We start from the raw sequence: 19,587 nt of genomic DNA on the forward strand, positions 1-19,587 counted from the left end.
GCGCAGCTTGTCGGTCTGCTTGGCGTCGGCGTCGGGGGTGCTGATCTCCACCGACCGGTAGGCGTCAGCCTTGCCGGTTTCCTTGTTCAGGACGGGGGTGATGTCGTTGATGGAGTTGGTGCCGGCTTCGGTGGTGCCCATTTCCTTGGCCATGTCGTCGACGTTGATGTTCTTGCCCTGAACACTCAGGGCGTTGCGGGTCGCGGCGGGCCCGCAGTAGTAGAAGTTCGGCTGGGCTTCGTAGCGCACGCCGAGTTCCCGCTCGCCGTGGCTCTTGCGGTCGGTCTGGGTTTGCGTGGCCGGCTTGCCGCTGGTGGGTGCGGCGAACGCGGTGGTGACGGGGCCGGCGATGGCGCCTCCGGTGAAGGCGAGGCCGGCGGCGGTGAGGGCGGTCTTACGGATCAGATCGGTACGCATGATGGCGTGCTCCTCTGCATCGGGGGTGTGCCCGCACGGCACTCAACGGGGGGTGGTGCGACCGTGCGGGAAAGCTTGTGCCCGGCGACCCGCAACGAGGGGGTCGGCGTCGGGACAGGGTGTAACCGTTCGCGGTGGCGGGTCATTCCGCCTGCCCGTCGGCCGGTTGTGGTGCTCGGCCGGACGGGGTGAGTAACCGGGGCGGCCTGGCGGGTGTTCCCGGCGGCTGCCGCGCCCCACGACCCGACAGTCGCGGTGGCATGCCAGGTATAACGACCCGGCCCGGCCGCCGATTCCGCCGTAGGGGTGGCCCCGACCACCCGACACCGACCGTCAAACCCGACAATCAGCCCGCCAGGCCGGCCCGCTGAAACGGACACGGCGGCCACGGCGGGGTGATCGACTCGGGTTCCTGAAAGTCGCGGTGTCCCGGAGCCGGGGATGCCCCGACTTCATGAAAGCCGAGTGGATCATGCCCGTCTGCGTCGGCCTGTGCCCCGGACCGGCCTGTGCCCCGGACCGGCCTGTGCCCCGGACCGGCCTGCGCCCCGGACCGCGGCCTGCGGCCCGGACCGGCCCGACCCACTCGGCAGAGGTCAGGTGGACCGGTCCAACGCGGGGGTCAGGGCTTGGCGGTGTCGGGTTGGGGTGTGGTGCGCTGTGTCGGGATGGTCGGTGCCGTCGGCCAGGGGATCTCTGGCGCGTGGTGGAAGGTGATCCCGGCCGTCGTCCAGCGCGGGCCCTGGGCGGCCAGGCGGTCGCGGAAACCGACCCAGTCGTGGCTTGCCCGGGGTGACCAGCCCAACTCGGCGATGGCCGGGAGGCGGGGCAGGAGCAGGAGTTCGATGTCGGCCAGCGAGGTGACCGATTCGGTCCAGAGCGGGGCCTCAACACCGAGAACCGCCTCGGCGGGTACGCCAGCGACGTGCGTACCCGGATCCCAGTCGTACGCCTTTCGCACGTCGATGAGGCCGGCCCAGTCGTGCCCGATCGGGGTGTCCGGGGCGTACTTCATGTCCAGGTAGGCGTGGTTGCCGGGGGAGACGATCAGGCGGGCGCCCCTGCGTACGGCGTCGACGGTGGTGGGGTCTTCGCCGTTCGTGCCCCACCACTGCAGGACCCGCCCGTCGAGGTGGGCGGCCGGCGCGAGTTGGTGCCAGCCGACGACGGTCTTGCCGAGGTCGGCCACGATGCGCTGGACCCGCTCGACGAAACCGGTGTAGACCTCGCCCTTCACCTTGAACGCCTCGTCGCCGCCGATGTGCAGCCAGGGGCCGGGAGTGAGCGCGGCCACCTCGCCCAGCACGTCGGCGACGAAGTCGTACGTCCGCTCGTCGGCCGGGTCGACGTAGCTGAAGCCGACCTCGGTGCCGGTGTACGGCGGTGGCGCGGTCTTGTCCGGTGCCAGCTCCGGGTACGCGACCAGCGCCGAGTTGGTGTGCCCCGGGAGGTCGATCTCGGGAACGACTGTGATGTGGCGGGCGGCCGCGTAGGAGACGATCCGCGCGTAGTCGGCCTTCGTGTAGTGCCCGCCGGGGCCGCCGCCGACCTCGGTCGTCCCGCCGACGGTGGTCAACTTCGGCCAGGAGTCGACGGCGATCCGCCAGCCCTGGTCGTCGGTGAGGTGCAGGTGCAGGTGGTTGAGCTTGTAGCGGGCCAGGTGGTCGACCACCCGCAGCACGTCCTCGACGGCGAAGAAGTGCCGCGCGACGTCAAGCATCGCCCCCCGGTAGGAGAACCGGGGTGCGTCGGTGATGGTCCCACCCGGCAACGCCCAGCATGCGGTGACCGGGCTGGGGCTCTCGATCCCCGCTGGCAGCAGTTGGCGCAGCGTCTGTACGCCGTAGAAGAGGCCGGCGGCGGTGGCTGCGGTGACGCGTACCCCGTCGGTGGCGATGTCCAGGCGGTAGCCCTCCGCGCCGAGGTCGGCGCTGTAGCCCTCCGCGCCGAGGTCGGCGCTGCCGTCGAGCACCAGCGCGATGGCACCGGCGGGCTCCGGCCTGGTGGCGTCGGTGACCGGCAGCGGGTAGCCGGTTGCCGGACGCAGGAGCTGGGCGAGCTGCTCGGCGACGGCCAACGCGGCGGGGTCGGCGCTGGCCACGATGACCGCGTCGGCCGGGAGCGCCCAGTCGGCGGTCGGGTCCGGCTGGACGTGCTGGGGGGCGGGCACGACGTCGGCCAGCCGGTGCGGGGCCGCCGGGGCGAGCAACGCGCTCGCGGTCTGCTCGGCCGTGCGGGCCAGCGTGGCCGCGTCCGGTTCCTCCGCCGACAGCGGTGTGGGGACGGCGGTGGGGCCGGGGGAGGGGATGGTCGACACGGCGGCGACTCCGGGGGTGTATTCGCGTCGGTTATGGCAAAAGTGAGGTTCACCGGCTGGCGTGGCGTCAAGCGTACGACGCTCGGCCGGGATGCGTGATGGTGCGCATGGAAGCGTTCCCAAAAACCGGTACGAACACGGATAGTCGTGATGGCTGTGCCAATTGTCACCGAACGGTCCCAGGTCACTCGATGTTCGCTTAACCTTCGCCCACCGATCGACGTTGACCCCGGGATTACCGGCGGTCCGTCCCGGGGAAGAAGAAAACTGAACCTTCGTTAAGTGTCAATCCGGCGCGTGTGTTGTGGAGGCTCTGGTGGCAGCGCAAGAGACCGTCGATCACAAGTACGTCTACGACTTCTCCGAAGGCAACAAGGAACTCAAGGAGCTGCTCGGCGGCAAGGGGGCAAACCTCGCCGAGATGACCAACCTGGGCCTGCCCGTACCGCCCGGCTTCACCATCACCACCGAGGCGTGCCAGGCGTACCTCGCGACGGGACGGGAACCGGACGGGCTCGCCGGTCAGATCGAGGCGCACCTCGAATCGCTGGAGCGCGCGATGGGCAAACGCCTCGGTGACCCGCAGGACCCACTGCTGGTCTCCGTCCGCTCCGGTGCCAAGTTCTCCATGCCCGGCATGATGGAGACCGTTCTCAACGTCGGTCTCAACGACCAGAGCGTGGTCGGGCTCTCCGCACAGGCGGGACAGAACGACAGGTTCGCCTGGGACTCCTACCGGCGACTCATCCAGATGTTCGGCAAGACCGTCTGCGAGGTGCCGGGCGAGGAGTTCGAGCACGCGCTCGACGAGGCCAAGCACGCCAAGGGCACCCACAACGACCTGGATCTGGACGCCGACGACCTGCGTGGGCTGGTCGACGCGTACAAGAAGATCTTCTTGAAGCACACCGGCCGGGAGTTCCCGCAGCAGCCACGCGAACAGCTCGACCTGGCCATCCGGGCGGTCTTCGAGTCGTGGAACGCCGAGCGCGCGGTGCTCTACCGCCGCCAGGAGCGCATTCCGGCCGACCTGGGCACCGCTGTCAACGTGGTGACAATGGTCTTCGGCAACCTTGGCCCGGATTCCGGCACCGGGGTCGCGTTCACCCGTGACCCGGCCAGCGGCGCGCAGGGCATCTACGGCGACTACCTGGCCAACGCCCAGGGTGAGGACGTGGTCGCCGGCATCCGCAACACGGTGCCGTTGCAGGAGTTGGAGCAGCTCGACAAGACCTCCTACGACGAGCTGCTCGGCATCATGGCCCGGCTGGAGGAGCACTACAAGGACCTGTGCGACATCGAGTTCACCATCGAACGCGGCAAGCTGTGGATGTTGCAGACGCGGGTCGGCAAGCGGACGGCCGCCGCCGCGTTCGTCATCGCCGGGCAACTCGTCGACGAGGGCCTGATCGACCTGGACGAGGCGCTGCACCGCGTCAACGGCGCGCAACTGGCCCAGCTGATGTTCCCGCGCTTCCAGCTCGACCACGAGTTCCAGCCGGTCGCCAAGGGCATCGGCGCATCGCCCGGCGCGGCGTCCGGCACTGTGGTCTTCACCTCCGCCCGAGCCGTCGAGCTGGCCGCCGAGGGCAAGTCGGTGATCCTGGTGCGCCGGGAGACCAACCCGGACGACCTGAACGGCATGATCGCCGCCCAGGGCATCCTCACCTCGCGCGGCGGCAAGACCAGCCACGCCGCTGTGGTGGCCCGGGGCATGGGCAAGACCTGCGTCTCCGGCGCCGACGAGATCGAGGTGAACGTCCCGGCGAAGCGGTTCACAGTGGCCGGGCAAACCGTCACCGAGGGCGACGTCGTGTCCATCGACGGCACCACCGGCAAGGTCTATCTCGGCGAGGTGCCGGTCATGCCCTCCGAGGTCGTGCAGTACTTCGAGGGCAGCCTCGACCCCGAGCACATCGACAACGCGCTGGTCCGGGCCGTACACCGGATCATGACGCACGCCGACGGGAAGCGGCGGCTCGCGGTCCGCACGAACGCCGACACCGGCGCGGACGCCGCCCGGGCCCGGCGCTTCGGCGCCGAGGGCATCGGGCTGTGCCGCACCGAGCACATGTTCCTCGGCGACCGGCGGGAGCTGGTCGAGCGGCTGATCCTGGCCCGCGCCCCGGGTGAGCGGGAGGCGGCGCTGGCGGCGCTGCTGCCGTTGCAGCGGGCCGACTTCGAGGAGATCTTCCGCGAGATGGACGGCCTGCCGGTCACCGTCCGGCTCATCGACCCGCCGTTGCACGAGTTCCTGCCGCCGTTGGAGCAGCTCGCCGTCAACGTGGCGGTCGCCCAGGAACGCGGCGAGGACGTGGCCAAGGAGGAGGCGCTGCTCGCCGCCGTCCGGCGGATGCACGAGGAAAACCCGATGCTCGGGCTGCGGGGCGTACGCCTCGGCCTGGTCATCCCCGGCCTGTTCGCGATGCAGGTCCGGGCCATCGCCGAGGCGGCTGTCAGTTGCGCCCGCAACGGGGGCGTGGCCAAGCCGGAGATCATGGTGCCGCTGGTCGGGGCCGTCCAGGAGTTGGAGACGGTACGCGCCGAGGCCGAGAAGATCATCGCTGAGGTGGTCGGGGACAGCGGCGTCGAGGTGCTGATCGGCACCATGATCGAGGTGCCCCGGGCGGCGCTGACCGCCGGGCAGATCGCCGAGGCCGCCGAGTTCTTCTCCTTCGGCACCAACGACCTGACCCAGATGGGCTGGGGCTTCTCCCGCGACGACGTCGAGGGCGCGTTCTTCTGGCGCTACCTGGAGTTGGGCATCTTCGGCATCTCGCCGTTCGAGTCGATCGATCGCGACGGCGTCGGTCGGCTGGTGCGGATCGCCGCCGAGGAGGGTCGGGCCGCCCGGCCTGGGCTGAAGCTCGGTGTCTGCGGTGAGCACGGCGGCGACCCGGACTCGGTGCACTTCTTCCACGAGGTCGGCCTGGACTACGTGTCCTGTTCTCCGTTCCGGGTGCCGGTGGCCCGGCTGGAGGCCGGCCGGGCGGTGGTGGAGACCGGCGGGTCGGACAGCCGCTGACGTACGTCGGCGGCGGCCTGGTCACCCGGCCGCCGCCGGCGCTCAGATCGGCGGACGACGCCAGGTGGGTCGGGACGAGCGGCGTAACTGCGCCGGCAGGGTCGCCATCGGGGTACGCGTGGCCAGCGGGGCGTGCGCGTCCGGTACGGGGGTCGCGCCGATGCCTCCGCCGCGAACGTCCAGGAACGACCCGGCGCGGCGGGCCACCGCTCGCGCCTCCTCGTGCAGCGCCTCCAGGTCGCCCGCCGCCGACATGGTGACGAGGGTCAGCAACGCGCTGCGCCCGGCCGGATAGGTGACCACGCAGCCTGATGTGGTGCACACGACCGACTCCCGGAACTCACCCTGCCGGACGGTGTCGGCCACCCGGTGCCCCAGCCCGAAACTCGCGGCGGCGAGCGCGGCGAGATGGGTGGCGTCGGTGCTGGGCAGGTCACTGGAGATGAGCAGGCCGTCGGTGCCCGCGAGCACCGTGCCGGCGATGTCGGGTCGGCGCTGGCGCAGCAGCCGAAGCTCCGTTCCCATCACCGTGTCTGCGTCCACGAGCGTTACCCCTCACCGGTCGGCTCTGCGTGTCAGTCGGCTGGTTACGTTCCGCGCTGGGAACGCTACCGCTGGCGACTTCCGGCCGCGAGCCCGTAACCCTCGGCGATCGGTCGGCAACTGGGGGCCAATCGGTGGTTGTGTGCCCTTCATCGATGCGTCGTGAGCCTGTCGAGCAGTGGTGGCGGGCGTAATCTTGGCTCGCTCGCACACGGCCGATTGGGCGCCGCGTCGAACGGGAAGAGGTGACTGCATGACCAGTGTCTGGGAGAGCCTGACTGTGGACGCCCGCGATCCGGCCCGACTGGCCCGTTGGTGGGCCGAGGCGCTCGGCTATCAGGTCGTCACCGAGACTCCGAGCGGCGTGGAGATCCGCCAGTCCCCGGACCAGGTGCCCGCCCTGTTCTTCGGCCCGGTGAGCGAGGGCAAGGAGCGCAAGAACCGGCTGCACCTCGACCTGCGCCCCGCCAATCAGGAGGCTGAGGTCGAGCGCCTGGTCGACATGGGCGCCCGGCACGTCGACATCGGTCAGGGCGACGTCGAGTGGACGGTGCTGGCCGACCCCGAGGGCAACGAGTTCTGCGTGCTGCGTGAGCGCGAGGAGTGAGCCGGTCTTGCGAGCCCCGCAGTCGCGAACAACGGCTGTTGCGTGAGCGCGAGGACTGAGCCGGGGGCGGCGGATGCGCGGTTGGTCGACGAGCCGCCCAAGGACACCGGACATCGCCGGTCGCCGTACGAGCGCGACCGGGCCCGGGTGCTGCACTCGGCGGCGTTTCGCCGGCTGGCCACAAAGACCCAGGTGCACACCGCCGGCACTGACGACTTCCTGCGTACGCGGCTGACCCACTCGTTGGAGGTGGCCCAGATCGCCCGGGAGATGGGTGCCCGGCTGGGCTGCGACCCGGACGTGGTGGACGTCGCGGGGCTCGCGCACGACCTCGGGCACCCGCCGTTCGGGCACAACGGCGAGGCTGCGCTGGACCTGCTCGCCACGCCCTGCGGCGGCTTCGAGGGCAACGCGCAGACCCTGCGGGTGTTGACCCGCCTGGAGGCGAAGGTGCTCGCCCCGGACGGGTCGTCCGCCGGGCTGAACCTGACCCGGGCGTCGCTGGACGCGATCGGCAAGTACCCCTGGGCACGCCGGCCGGGGGAGCGCAAGTTCGGGGTGTACGCCGACGACGCGGCCGTCTTCGACTGGATCCGTGCCGGCGCGCCCGGCGACCGGCGCTGCCTGGAGGCCCAGGTGATGGACTGGGCCGACGACGTCGCGTACTCGGTGCACGACGTGGAGGACGGCATCCACGGCGGCTATGTCACGTTGCACCCGCTGCTCACCGACGCCGACGAGCGGGCCGCGCTTTGCGCCGACGTGGCCGCCGCCTATTCCGGGGAGTCCGCGACGGACCTGGCCGAGGTGCTCGTCGACCTGCTGGCCGGTCCGCTGCTCGCCCCGTTCACCGGGTACGACGGCAGCCATCGCGCGCAGGTCGCGTTGAAGGCCACCACCAGCGGGGTGACCGGGCTGTTCGTGTCCGCGGCGGTGGCGGCGACGGAGGAGCGCTTCGGGCCGGGCCCGCACCGCCGCTACGCCGCCGACCTGGTGGTGCCCCGACTGGTACGGGCGCAGTGCGCGCTGCTCAAGGGCATCGCGCTGCGGTACGTGATGCGTCGCAGTGGCTTCCGGGGCCGCTACGAGCGGCAGCGGACGATGCTGGCGGAGGTGGTCGCGGCGCTGGTCCGGCGCGCACCGGAAGGGCTCGACCCGATCTTCGCCCCGCTGTGGCGGGCCGCCCCGGACGACAGGGCCAGACTCCGGGTGGTGATCGACCAGGTGGCCTCGCTCACCGACCCGGCGGCGGTGACCTGGCACACCCGCCTGGTCGGCAAGGGGACACCCCCGACCGACCGCGAGCCAGCTTAGGCTAACCTAACTGGCATGACGGAACGCTCCAGGAACGTCACAACGGCCCGGGTGCTGCGCACCGAGCGGCCCACCCCGCACCTGATCCGGCTCGTCCTCGGTGGGGACGAACTGGTCGGCCTGCCGGTGGGCGAGTTCACCGACCACTACATCAAGGTGGTGTTCCCGCAGTCGGGGGTCGCGTACCCGCAGCCGTTGGACCTCGCCGCGATCCGCCGGGACCTGCCCCGGGAGCAGTGGCCCCGGCTGCGCGCGTACACGGTGCGGCGCTGGGATCCGCTGGCCGGGGAGCTGACCGTCGACGTGGTGCACCACGGCGACGAGGGGTTGGCCGGCCCGTGGGCCGCCGCGCTGCGTCCTGGCGATCCGGTGCACTTCGTCGGCCCCGGCGGCGCGTACGCCCCGAACCCGGACGCGGACTGGCACCTGCTGGTCGGTGACGAGAGCGCCCTGCCGGCGATCGCCGCCGCGCTGGAGCGCCTCCCGCTGGGCGCCCCGGCCCACGTCTTCGTGGAGATCGCCGACCCGGCGGAGGAGCAGAAGCTGCTCAGCCCCGGGGCGGTCGAGCTGACCTGGTTGCATCGCGGCGACCGCCCGGTGGGCGAGGCGCTGGTCGAGGCGGTGCGGGCGTTGGACTTCCCGGCCGGCCAGGTGCACGCGTTCGTGCACGGCGAGGCCGCCTTCGTCCGGGAGCTGCGCCGGCTGCTGCGCGGCGAGCGGGGAATACCTCTCGATCGGCTCTCCATCTCCGGCTACTGGCGGCGCGGCATGGACGACGAGGGTTGGCGCTCCACCAAGGCCGACTGGAACCAGCAGGTGGCGGCCGAGGAGACGGCGATTCCGGAGCCCGCCGCGGCGGCCTGAGCGCCGCTCACCCCTCGGGTGTGTGGTTTGCCTCGCCGGCCTTGGCCAGTCGCCGGCTGACCAGGACGGCGTACCCGACGACCGCCAGGGAGAGCAGCGACAGCATCAGTCTCGGTTGGTGCACCGTCGCGGTGATCAGCGAGACCGAGACCACCCCGTAGACGGCGATCGCCAACCGGGCGCCGCTCGGCCGTGTCCACAGCCAGTACAGGGCAAGACCACATAGCGTCCAGATCACCATCGATGCGCCCAACAGCAGCCGCAGCTCCAGCGGCAGGTGGTTCGCGTTGTCGTCGACCAGCCGGACCACCTGCCCGAGCGACCAGCCGAGCAGCAGCAGCGCACCGCCCAGCGGAATGTGCAGGTAGGTGTACGCCTGCCCGCCGCGCAGCCGGCTCTGGAGCAGGCGGGTGGTGACGAAGGTGGTGTAGACCCACCAGACCGCCGCCGGGATCAGGAAGGCCAACGCGGCGGTGAGGATCATGTGGGGCGGGGGGTGGTCCGGCACGGCGAAGAGCAGGCTGGCCAGCGCGCTACCCAGCACGATGATGGTGAACTGGCCGATCCGTTCCGGCAGGTGCCTGTTGTCCACCGGCCAGCGGTTGAGCCAGCGCACCCCGACCCAGGGCGTGGCCAGCTCGATGACCATCGCGACGATCCACAGGACCGGGCGCAGCTCGGTGGGCACTGTCAGCGATACCAGCCAGATCAACCAGCCCGACCCGAAGCCGATCAGGTAGACAGTTGTCACCATCCGGGCCTTCGCGCTGGTCGGCCAGGCACGCAGGTACAGCAGGAGCAGCACACCCCGCACGATCAGGTACCCGACCGGCAGGAGCACGCTCTCCGGGACCTCGTCGACCCCGAGGGTCATCGCGCCCGCGCCGACCAACGCGACAAGCACCAGCACTCGGTGCAACGCGTCGTCCGGATCGAACCTGGTGTCGTAGTACACCTGCCCCATCCAGGCCCACTGGATCACCACGAAGAGCCCGATCACGGCCAGCACCGCCCTCGGCGACGGGGCCGGTTCGTTGCCCAGCCGGGTCACCACCGCCGCCAGCGCGTACACGAAGATGAGGTCGAGGAAGAGTTCCAGCCAGGTGGCGTGCCGGTGGCCGGCCTCGTCCGTCTGCGGGGTCTGCCCGGGTAGCCCCATCCGAGCGGCCAGCCATCTCGGCAGGCGGGGGGCTTCGGTCCGTACCCGGCGCATCTGGTCATGGTCCCCGTGCGGACCCGGCCTGCGGGCCGGAACCGCCCAGCCGGCAGCGGTCGCCGCCACACCGGCGTCCCCCGGCCGGCGTGTCGTCGGTCGGGCAGGGCAGGATGTACGGCGAGGGGGTGGCGCATGGCTGGGCGGATCCGGGACGAGGACATCGCACTGGTCCGGGAACGCACCTCGATCGGGGATGTGATCTCCGAGACGGTCACCCTGAAGTCCGCCGGCGGCGGCAACCTCAAGGGTCTGTGCCCGTTCCACGACGAGAAGAGTCCGTCGTTCAACGTGTCCCCGGCCCGCAACGTCTGGTACTGCTTCGGCTGCGGGGCCGGCGGGGACGCGATCAAGTTCCTGATGGACGCCGACCACCTCAGCTTCGTGGAGTCCGTCGAGCGGCTGGCCGGCCGCGCCGGCATCCAACTGCGCTACATCGAGGACGACAAGGGCACCCCGCGCCCCCGCCCGCAGCAGGGTCAGCGGCAGCGACTGGTCGCCGCGCACGCCGCAGCCGTCGAGTTCTACAGCGCGCAACTGAGCACCGCCGGCGCCCGGCCGGCACGGGAGTTCCTGGCGCGACGGGGCTTCGACAGGGCCGCCGCCGAGCGCTACGGCTGTGGTTTCGCGCCGGAGGGTTGGGACCCGCTCACCAAGCACCTGCGCCAGCAGGGCTTCACCCACCAGGAGTTGGTCACCGCCGGGCTGTCCCGGGAGTCCCGTTCCGGCACCCTGATCGACCGGTTCCGTCGCCGGCTGCTCTGGCCGATCCGCGACCTCGCCGGTGACGTGATCGGCTTCGGTGCGCGCAAGCTCTTCGACGACGACGACGGCCCGAAGTACCTGAACACCCCCGAGACGCCGATCTACAAGAAGTCGCACGTGCTCTACGGCATCGACCAGGCCAAGCGGGAGATCGCCAAGCAGGGTCGGGCGGTGATCGTCGAGGGTTACACCGATGTGATGGCCTGTCACCTGGCCGGGGTGACCACGGCGGTGGCGACCTGCGGCACTGCCTTCGCCGCGGACCACATCTCCGTCCTGCGTCGGCTCCTGTTCGACAGCGACGAGGTGGCCGGCGAGATCATCTTCACCTTCGACGGTGACGCCGCCGGGCAGAAGGCGGCGCTGCGCGCCTTCGAAGACGACCAGCGCTTCGTCGGGCGCACGTTCATCGCGGTCAGCCCGGACAACATGGACCCGTGCGACCTGCGGCTGGCCAAGGGCGACCTGGCGGTGCGTGACCTGGTCGCCCGCCGCGAGCCGCTCGTCGACTTCGCGCTGCGACACGTGATCAGCCGCTTCGACCTGGACACCGTCGACGGCCGGGTCGAGGCGATGCGCCACGCCGCGCCGCTGGTCGCGCGACTGAAGGACCGGGAGAAGCGCCCGGAGTACGTCCGCAAGCTGGCCATGGACCTCGGCATGGAGATCGAGCCGGTGCAGCGGGCGGTGCTCGCCGCCGCCAACACCCCGCCGCCCAGCGCCCGCGACGCCGCCCCCGCCGCCCGGCCAACCTCGGCCCGTCCCGAGCCGGCGGTGGACAGCCCGCAGTCGATGGTCGAGCGGGAGGCGCTCAAACTCGCCCTCCAGCAACCGGTCCTGGCCGGGCCGATGTTCGACGCGGTCGAGGCCACCGAATACCGCCACCCGGTGCACGTCGCGGTCCGTACTGCCATCGCGGCGGCCGGTGGTGCCGCGTCGGCGACCGGCGGCGCGGTCTGGATCGAGTCGGTCCGCGACGCCTGCGACGACCTGGCGGCCGCGGCGCTGGTCGGTGAGTTGGCAGTCGAACCACTGCGGATCGACGGTGAACCGGACCCGCGCTACGTGTCGATCACCATGGCCCGCGTGCAGTTCGGGTCGGTGACCGCCCGGGTCCGGGACCTCAAGTCACGCATCCAGCGGATCAACCCGGTCAACAACAAGGACGAGTACTTCGCCGCCTTCGGTGAGCTGCTGTCCCTGGAGCAGCACGCCCGAGCGTTGCGCGAGCAGGCCGCGGGAGGCCTCTAGATGGGACTGTTCAGCCGCAAGCCGAAGCTGCCGCCGGCCGACCGGCCGCCGCTGACCGCCGACGAGCGGGTGTTGGCCTGGGCCGCCGCCGGCAACGGCGAGGGCGACGGGGTGGTGGTCGCCACCAACCTCGGGCTGTGGTTGCCCGGTCGAGGGCACCGGTTCGGGTGGCACACCATCCTCAAGGCGGTCTGGTCCGGCCGGGAGTTGACGGTCACCCCCGCCGAGCCGCTCGTCGAGCGGGACGGCTACGCGGTGGTCGCCGACGGTCCGGCCGAGACGTACCTGCTGCTCGACCCGGGGGAGTTGCCGCACCAGGTGCGGGCCCGGGTGACCCGCTCGGTCGCGTACACCGAGCACCAGCCGGTGCCCGGCGGCGCGGCGCGCGTCGCGGCCCGGCGCGTGGCCGGGGTCGACGGTCTGACCTGGACGGTCCGACTCGACCCCGGCACTCCGGCGGACGACGAGGCGCTGCTCGCCGAGATCGACCGGCTGGTCGGTGTGGCCCGCGCCGCCACCGCGCCGGCCGACGTCTGACCGGCCGGGTCAGTTCGCGCCGAGGTCCTTGAGCGCCTTCTCGGCGCCGCGGTGCAGCGGCACCGGGTCGGTCTTGCGGGCGGTCTCCAGCGAGATGCCCCGGGCCGCCGGGTTCGCCTGGGCCAGCGTGTCCCGCTTGTCGAAGACCGTCCGGGTGATCGCGCAGGCGACGTTGGCGTCCAGGTCCTTGCGGACCAACAACACGTTGGGTACGACGATCGTCGGGGTGTCGGTTGCCGTCCGGTACGCGTCCCGCCCGATCGTCCCGGCCTGGTAGGCGGGGCTCAGCGCTGTCATCTTCGGCAGCAACGGCGAGATGTCGACGAACTTCACCGAGTCGCCGGCAGTGGTGAACAGGTCGGTGAGGCCCCCGGTGGGCAGACCGCCGGACCAGAAGAAGCCGTCGACGCTGCCGTCCTTGATGCCCTCGACGGTCTTGGTCAGGTCCAGTCGCTGCGCCCGGATGTCAGTTGCCGGGTCGAGGCCGGCGGCCTCCAACAGCCGGTTGGCGATCACCTCGGTGCCGGACTTCGGTGAGCCGGTGGAGATCCGCTTGCCCCGCATGTCGGCCACCGAGGTGATCCCGGAGTCGTTGCGGACCACCACCTGGGTGTAGTTGTCGTAGATGCGGCTCAGCGCCTGCACCGGCTGCGGCGCGGTGAAGCTGCCCTTGCCCTGCACCGCGTTGACCGCCGTGTCGAACAGCGAGAACGCCACGTCGTACTGGCCACCGACCAGTTGCTCGACGTTCTGCACCGAGGCGCCGGTCTCGGCGGCGGTGCCGGTGAGCTTGCCGCCGGTCGCCCCGGACAACTGCCCGGCCAGGGCGTTGCCGACCACGTAGTAGACGCCTGTCGCGTTGCCGGTGGCGATGCCGACGCGGGTCTCCTTCGTCACCTCGCAGGTGACCTCGCTGGCCGTGTCGTCTTTTGCCGCGCCGCCCTGCTGACCTCCGCAACCCGCGGCACCGACCGTGACGAGGGCGAGCACGCTCAGGCCGGCCGCGAGCCGTACGTCGATTCGTCTCACAGGTGTTCCTCCACAGGATTGGCTGGTGATCCGGACGATGACCGGTTGGCGGCGCCGCGTCGGATGAACACGCCCGCCGCCGCGACGACGGCCAGCGCCACGCCGACAGTGACCGGCACGGGTTCGAGCCAGAGCAGAATCACGCCGGCGAGGGCACCCAGGACCCGTTCCGGGGCGCCGGCCGGCCCCACGCCGGGCAGCCAGCCACCGGCGGCGACGGCGAGCACCGCCACGCTGAGCGCTGTGACTGCGGCGGCGAAGGCGATCCGCTGAACGCCACCGATGCCGAGCAGACCGAGCCCGGCCGGCGTGATGACGAACGCGATCGGGGTCAGGTACGCCGGCAGCGCGTACCGCAGGGTCTGCCACATTGTCGGCACCAGCCGGCCGCCGGTGACCGCCGCGGCGGCCACCGCGGCGAGCGCTGTCGGCGGGGACACCTCGGACAGCACCGCGAAGTAGAAGACGAACATCGCCGCCGCCGGCGCGGTGACACCCAGGTCGAGCAGGGCCGGACCGACGATCACCCAACCGATCACGAACGACGCGGTGACCGGCACGGCCAGGCCCAGCAGGCTGAGCGCGACGGCGGCGAGCAGCGCGGTGAGCACCAGCACCAGCGTCGGGTCCGACGTGGCCGCCTGCGCCCCACCGATCAGCAGCGCCGCCGCCTGCGGCCCGAGACCGGTCTTCGTCGTGGTCGCTGTGATGATGCCGGCGGCGGCGCAGACAGCGGTGACGGCGAGGACGCCTCGTACGCCGGTGACGAGCGCTGTCACCAGCCGGCCCGGGGTGAGTCGGTGCGCGCGGTCCTCGTTCCTGGGGGCCAGGAACGACAACGCGACGGTGAGCACGATGGCGAAGACGACAGCCCTCGTCGCTGACACACCGATCGCGAGGAACACGATGATGGCGATCAGCGAGGCGAAGTGGTAGCCGAACCGGGCCAGCAGCCGCCACGGCGAGCCGACGTCGATCACCACGGGGCGTACGCCGGAGCGGCGGGCGTCGATCTCGACGGCGAGCAGGATGCCGAGGTAGTAGAGCACAGTCGGTACCGTCGCCCAGCCCAGCACCTGGAGGTACGAGACGCCCAGGTACTCGGCGATGATGAACGCCGCCGCGCCCAGAGTCGGCGGGGAGAGGATGGCGCCCACCCCGGCCGCGGCCAGCATGCCCCCGGCCCGCTCCGGCGGATAGCCGGCGCGGCGCAGCAGCGGCCAGGTGACCGCGCCGATGCTCACCGTCGTCGCCGCGCCGGAGCCGGAGACGGTGCCGAGCAGGAAACCCGAGGCCACCGCCGTACGGCCGGCGGCGGTACGGGAACGTCGGAACGCCGCCGCCGACAACTCGACGAAGAACCGCCCGGCCCCGGACAACTCCAGCACCGCGCCGTAGATGGTGAACAGCACGATGTACGAGGCGGCCACGTCGAGTGGCGTGCCGTAGAAGCCGCTGTCGGAGTTGTAGAACGCGTCGACAAGCTGACTGAAGTCGAGCCCGGCGTGCGCGACCGGCCAGGACTGCGGCAACAACCCGCCGTAGTAGCCGTAGCCCAGGAACAGCAGGCAGACCGCGGGCAGGATCCAACCGGTGGTCCGTCGACACGCTTCGAGCAGCAGGAGCAGCAGGACGGTGCCCAGCACCAGATCCGTCGGCGCCAGCAGGCCCTGCCGGTCGAGAAACGCGTTGTAGCCGCCGCCACCGCTGCCGATTTGGATCGGCAGGACCGGGTAGAGACAGGCCGCGATGGCCAGGACGACCAGGACCCAGTCGGTCACCGTGGGCCCCGACGACGACAGTCTCGGGGTACGCCTGTCGCCGCCGGTGGCGTCGGCGCGGTTGGTGCGTCGTCGACGGGCGCGCAGGCGGGCCGGTAGCCGCAGGTCGGCCGGGTAGGCGAGGAAGACCAACGGGAGTACGCCGGCCAGGAAGATGATCAGGTAGTACTTGCTGCCCTGCGACAGAGGGCGGAACACCTGCCACAGGGCGAGAGCACCAACCGCCAGCGCCGCCATGGTGAGGAGCCGACCTGCCGGCCCGGAGAGCACCCGTCCCGGTTTCTCGTCCTCGAACTGGGCGGCCAGGTCCCGAGTCGCCCGCTCGGCGACGCTCGGGTCGGGCGTGCCCGGGTCGGGCGTGCCCGGGTCGGGCTTACTCGCGCCGGGCTCTGTCGGCTCGGCTTCCGGTCGTGGCCGGGGTGGCCCGCCGTCGGGGCTCGCTGCGGACCCACCGGCGGGAGAGTTGGCTGGTAGGGCAGGTGAAGGCGAACCATCGGGCGAGCTGATGGGCGACACAAAAGGACGATACACGTCGATTGGCTGACGGGTGGGGCATCGATCGGTGTTTCGCCGCCCGTGGTTGGGGTGACCGGAGGGTCGCGGGCGTGGTCGCCCTGCGCGGTGCGCGTCGCAGGTCCTGGCACGTCCAGCGTATTTGCGTGGAGGGCTGTCGGACTCGGCGGTTAGGGTCGGGCGGTGACTTCGGAGCGACCACTGATTCAGGCTCGCGGGCTGGTGAAGCGGTTCGGCGATTTCACCGCCGTGGACGGCATCGACGTCGAGGTTCGCCAGGGTGAGGCGTTCGGCTTCCTCGGGCCCAACGGCGCGGGCAAGTCGTCGACCATGCGGATGGTCGGCTGCATCTCCCCACCCAGCGGGGGTGAGCTGCGCATCCTCGACATGGATCCGGTGGCTGACGGGCCGGCGATCCGGGCGCGTCTCGGGGTGTGCCCCCAGCTTGACAATCTCGATCCGGAGTTGACCGTCCGGGAGAACCTGACCGTCTACGCCCGCTACTTCGGCATCTCTCGCCGGGCGGCCCGGGAGCGCGCCGCCGAGCTGCTCGACTTCGTCCAGCTCACCGAGCGGGCCGACAGCAAGGTCGAGCCGCTCTCCGGTGGCATGAAGCGTCGGCTGACCATCGCCCGCGCGCTGGTGAACGATCCGGAGATCGTGCTGCTCGACGAGCCGACCACCGGGCTGGACCCGCAGGCCCGGCACCTGGTGTGGGAGCGGCTGTTCCGGCTCAAGCAGCAGGGCGTCACGTTGGTGCTCACCACGCACTACATGGACGAGGCCGAGCAGCTCTGTGACCGCCTGGTGGTGATGGACAGCGGCCGGATCGTCGCGGAGGGCTCGCCCCGGGCGCTGATCGAGCAGCACTCGACCCGTGAGGTGGTCGAGTTGCGCTTCGCCGCCGAGTCGCAGGAACCGTTCGCCGGCAAGCTCGACGGGCTGGGGGAGCGGGTCGAGGTGTTGCCCGACCGGGTCCTGCTCTACGTTCCCGACGGCGACGCGGCGGTCGCCGAGGTCACCGCGTTGGGGCTTCAGCCGGCGACCGTGCTGGTCCGGCGCAGCGGCCTGGAGGACGTCTTCCTGCACCTGACCGGCCGCACCCTGGTCGACTGACCGGCCCGAATGATCCACTCGGCTTCCGGGAAGTCGGGGTGACACGGCGAAGTGGACAGTCCGACTTCCTGAAACCCGAGTCGATCAAGCACCAGCCAGGACCGTAGGGTGACGGCGGTCTGTCGTAAACCGGGAGAGTTTCATGTCTGATCTGGTGACCGCCAACCGACGTCAGGCCGGGCTGACCGCCCTCTACCTGGGCATCTTCGCGATGGTCTGGTTCAGTGTGCCGGCGGCGGAGCAGCCACTGCGTGCCCTGCTCGTGGTGGGCAGCATCGTCGCGCTGCTCACCGCCGTGCTGGGCGGTGTGCTGTCCTCCCGCCTGCGGGGTGCCGGCAGCCCTCGGGACCGGGCCGCCGACCGCGCGTACCTGCTCATCGTCGTGGCCGAGTTCGCCGCCGCCGGGCTGGGTGCAGCCGTGCTGGTCGCTGCCAACTGGTCCGAGTACGTTCCGGTGCTGGTCTGCCTGGTGGTCGGTCTGCACTTCTTCCCGCTCGCCCCGCTCCTGCGGGATCCGTTGCTTCGCCCGCTCGGTGCCGCGCTCTGCCTGGTGGCGGCGGTGGGCCTCGTCACCGGCCTCGCCTCGGCGGTCTCCGCCGGCCTGGTGGTCGGCATCGGCGCGGGAGTGCTGCTGCTCGCCTACGCCGTGCAGGCGCTGGTCCGCGCGTACCGACCGGCCTGACCGGCTGCCAACGAATCGCCGTTCAACGGGCTCTGGCCCAGGTGATGAATCGGTCGGTCAGTCGGTCGTGACCGGCCTGGCCGGCGAGGTCCCCGGCCGCTTCGTACAGCAACGTGGCGAGGTAGATGAGCAGGCCGATCCGGTCCTCGCGGTACTCGCCCAGCAGCGCCAGGCGGGCCGGCGAGCAGGGCCACGCCGCGCCGCAGACCCGGCAGCGCCAGGACGGGCGTGCCGCTACGTGTGGGCGGTACCGCGGCATCAGAGCCCGCCGCCGTGATGAGCCGACCCTGTCAGTCGCACGAGGGAACCTCCATCGGGTGGGTGGGAGCGCCCCGGATCGGGGGTCACGGGGCGCTCCCGGCCTGGTTCCGCCCACCGTCTGGATCCCGTGAGCGGTTCCGCTGCGTGACAGTCTGGTGAAGACCCGACTACGGTGGGAGGTTCCGCACGCCGACGACCAGCGCGTACGGCGATCGGCCCGGCACGGTACGGGAATGTACGGAGGCTGTCCGTGGAGAGTTCGTCCATGCTGGAGCACTTCGCCGAGGAGCTACGGCTGGCCCGGGCTGCCAACGGGATGTCGCAGTCGGCGCTGGCCGAGGCGTTGAGCTATTCCGGGGCGCTTGTCGCCAAGGTGGAGACATCCGAGCGCCGGCCGAGTCTGGACTTCGCCCGCCGGTGTGACGCGGTGTTCGCAGCCGACGGGCGGTTCGAACGCATCCAGCGGCGGATCAGCCGGGAGGCAGTGGTGCCGTGGTTCCGCGACTGGGCCGGCATCGAGCAGGAGACCACAGCGCTGCGCTCGTTCGAGCCGCTGTGTGTGCCAGGACTCTTGCAGACCGAGGGGTACGCCCGCGCGCTACTGACCGGTGGCGGCTTGTTCGCGGCGGACGAGGTCGAGCAGCAGGTGGCAACCCGGCTGGACCGTCAGAGACTGCTCACCCGAGACCGGCCTCCGCTGCTCACTGCCGTGATCGACGAGCACGTGCTGCGCCGATCTGTCGGTGGGCCGGAAGTCATGCGCGAGCAAGTTCAGCACCTCGTGAAGCTCGGCACGGCGTTCCCGAGGGTCCGAATCCAGGTAGTGCCGACTCCCGCCGGTGCTTACGCTGGGCTCGGAGGGCCGTTCGTGATCGCAAGCTTGTCGCAGGGGGAGGACCTTGTCTACCTCGCTGGACAGCGTCACGGGCAGGTCATCGACCGCGCCGATTACGTCCGTCAGATGGTCGAGGTGTGGGAGTCGATCCGGGGTGAGGCACTATCGCACGGGCAGTCCCTCGATCTCATGGCGGAAGTGGCGGAGACATGGATTTAACCGGTGCCCGGTGGCGCAAGAGCATTCGTAGCGGCCCGGATGGCGGCAACTGCGTGGAGGTTGCCGGCAACCTGCCTGGGCTGGTGGCCGTCCGCGACTCCAAGGACCCGACCGGCCCCGCGCTGGTCTTTCCGCCCGCCGCGTGGCGCACGTTCGTCGAGTCCGACGCCGTTGGCCGGTAGATAGCGGCCACGCGTCTAGATCAACTCGGTCTTCAGGAAGTCGGGCCGTTGGGGCGGCTCCGACACCGCGACTTTCAGGAAGCCGAGTCGATCAAGGGCGACGCCGCGACCGGGCG

17 protein-coding genes are annotated in these 19,587 nt (G+C 71.0%); 10 read left to right on the forward strand and 7 right to left on the reverse strand.

Features of this window, described 5'->3' with window-relative positions:
* A partial coding sequence (locus tag NIE111_RS26930) for a C39 family peptidase (RefSeq protein ID WP_238687109.1) occupies positions 1-417 on the reverse strand: 417 nt, incomplete at its 3' end.
* A 622-nt stretch (positions 418-1,039) separates the two neighbouring features.
* Positions 1,040-2,827 (reverse strand): beta-N-acetylhexosaminidase, encoded by a 1,788-nt coding sequence (locus NIE111_RS26935; RefSeq protein ID WP_372488417.1) that lies wholly within the window; start codon positions 2,825-2,827, stop codon positions 1,040-1,042.
* A 223-nt stretch (positions 2,828-3,050) separates the two neighbouring features.
* Between NIE111_RS26935 and ppdK the strand changes: the two genes are divergently transcribed.
* Positions 3,051-5,759 carry a pyruvate, phosphate dikinase gene (gene ppdK / locus NIE111_RS26940; protein ID WP_238687110.1) on the forward strand — a complete coding sequence of 903 codons (2,709 nt, stop codon included), beginning with the start codon at positions 3,051-3,053 and terminating at the stop codon, positions 5,757-5,759.
* A gap of 42 nt (positions 5,760-5,801) precedes the next feature.
* Here the strand turns inward: ppdK and NIE111_RS26945 are convergent, their stop codons facing one another.
* Positions 5,802-6,302 (reverse strand): roadblock/LC7 domain-containing protein, encoded by a 501-nt coding sequence (locus tag NIE111_RS26945; RefSeq protein WP_238687111.1) that lies wholly within the window; start codon positions 6,300-6,302, stop codon positions 5,802-5,804.
* A 253-nt stretch (positions 6,303-6,555) separates the two neighbouring features.
* Here NIE111_RS26945 and NIE111_RS26950 point away from each other — a divergent pair, with 253 nt between their 5' ends.
* The 3 genes from NIE111_RS26950 to NIE111_RS26960 are packed head-to-tail and all read left to right on the forward strand — an operon-like array spanning position 6,556 to position 9,087.
* Positions 6,556-6,909 carry a VOC family protein gene (locus NIE111_RS26950; RefSeq protein WP_238687112.1) on the forward strand — a complete coding sequence of 118 codons (354 nt, stop codon included), beginning with the start codon at positions 6,556-6,558 and terminating at the stop codon, positions 6,907-6,909.
* 42 nt (positions 6,910-6,951) lie between these two features.
* Positions 6,952-8,223: a deoxyguanosinetriphosphate triphosphohydrolase gene (locus NIE111_RS26955; RefSeq protein WP_238687113.1), complete on the forward strand. Its 1,272-nt coding sequence runs from the start codon at positions 6,952-6,954 to the stop codon at positions 8,221-8,223.
* A gap of 15 nt (positions 8,224-8,238) precedes the next feature.
* Positions 8,239-9,087: a siderophore-interacting protein gene (locus NIE111_RS26960; RefSeq protein ID WP_238687114.1), complete on the forward strand. Its 849-nt coding sequence runs from the start codon at positions 8,239-8,241 to the stop codon at positions 9,085-9,087.
* 7 nt (positions 9,088-9,094) lie between these two features.
* Here NIE111_RS26960 and NIE111_RS26965 read toward each other — a convergent pair whose 3' ends face one another.
* Positions 9,095-10,300: a low temperature requirement protein A gene (locus tag NIE111_RS26965; RefSeq protein WP_238687115.1), complete on the reverse strand. Its 1,206-nt coding sequence runs from the start codon at positions 10,298-10,300 to the stop codon at positions 9,095-9,097.
* Between the two features lie 135 nt (positions 10,301-10,435).
* On the opposite strand from NIE111_RS26965, the gene dnaG reads away from it, so the two are divergent.
* Both dnaG and NIE111_RS26975 read left to right on the forward strand, forming a co-directional pair.
* Positions 10,436-12,316 carry a DNA primase gene (gene dnaG / locus NIE111_RS26970; RefSeq protein ID WP_372488415.1) on the forward strand — a complete coding sequence of 627 codons (1,881 nt, stop codon included), beginning with the start codon at positions 10,436-10,438 and terminating at the stop codon, positions 12,314-12,316.
* Positions 12,317-12,853, forward strand: coding sequence for a hypothetical protein (locus NIE111_RS26975; protein WP_238687116.1), 537 nt, complete (start codon positions 12,317-12,319; stop codon positions 12,851-12,853).
* Between the two features lie 9 nt (positions 12,854-12,862).
* On the opposite strand, the gene NIE111_RS26980 is transcribed toward NIE111_RS26975, so the two are convergent.
* Positions 12,863-13,882 carry a TAXI family TRAP transporter solute-binding subunit gene (locus NIE111_RS26980; RefSeq protein WP_238687117.1) on the reverse strand — a complete coding sequence of 340 codons (1,020 nt, stop codon included), beginning with the start codon at positions 13,880-13,882 and terminating at the stop codon, positions 12,863-12,865.
* A complete protein-coding gene (locus NIE111_RS26985) occupies positions 13,879-16,179 on the reverse strand; it encodes a TRAP transporter permease (RefSeq protein ID WP_238687118.1) in 2,301 nt (766 codons plus the stop codon). Before NIE111_RS26985 ends, NIE111_RS26980 begins: the two co-directional genes overlap by 4 nt.
* A gap of 180 nt (positions 16,180-16,359) precedes the next feature.
* Here NIE111_RS26985 and NIE111_RS26990 point away from each other — a divergent pair, with 180 nt between their 5' ends.
* Together NIE111_RS26990 and NIE111_RS26995 are read left to right on the forward strand one after the other, a co-directional pair.
* Positions 16,360-17,292: an ABC transporter ATP-binding protein gene (locus NIE111_RS26990; protein WP_238687119.1), complete on the forward strand. Its 933-nt coding sequence runs from the start codon at positions 16,360-16,362 to the stop codon at positions 17,290-17,292.
* Positions 17,293-17,434: 142 nt separating this feature from the next.
* Positions 17,435-17,974 carry a hypothetical protein gene (locus NIE111_RS26995; RefSeq protein WP_238687120.1) on the forward strand — a complete coding sequence of 180 codons (540 nt, stop codon included), beginning with the start codon at positions 17,435-17,437 and terminating at the stop codon, positions 17,972-17,974.
* Between the two features lie 22 nt (positions 17,975-17,996).
* On the opposite strand, the gene NIE111_RS27000 is transcribed toward NIE111_RS26995, so the two are convergent.
* Entirely contained in the window at positions 17,997-18,233 is a 237-nt protein-coding gene (locus tag NIE111_RS27000; RefSeq protein WP_112590369.1) for a flavin reductase, read from the reverse strand.
* Positions 18,234-18,485: 252 nt separating this feature from the next.
* On the opposite strand from NIE111_RS27000, the gene NIE111_RS27005 reads away from it, so the two are divergent.
* Together NIE111_RS27005 and NIE111_RS27010 are read left to right on the forward strand one after the other, a co-directional pair.
* Positions 18,486-19,289 (forward strand): helix-turn-helix domain-containing protein, encoded by an 804-nt coding sequence (locus tag NIE111_RS27005; RefSeq protein WP_238687121.1) that lies wholly within the window; start codon positions 18,486-18,488, stop codon positions 19,287-19,289.
* A complete protein-coding gene (locus tag NIE111_RS27010) occupies positions 19,280-19,471 on the forward strand; it encodes a DUF397 domain-containing protein (RefSeq protein ID WP_238687122.1) in 192 nt (63 codons plus the stop codon). The genes NIE111_RS27005 and NIE111_RS27010 overlap by 10 nt, the downstream gene beginning before the upstream one ends.
* Positions 19,472-19,587: the final 116 nt, after the last annotated feature.

The organism is Micromonospora hortensis, from assembly GCF_022230935.1.
GTDB lineage: Bacteria > Actinomycetota > Actinomycetes > Mycobacteriales > Micromonosporaceae > Micromonospora > Micromonospora hortensis.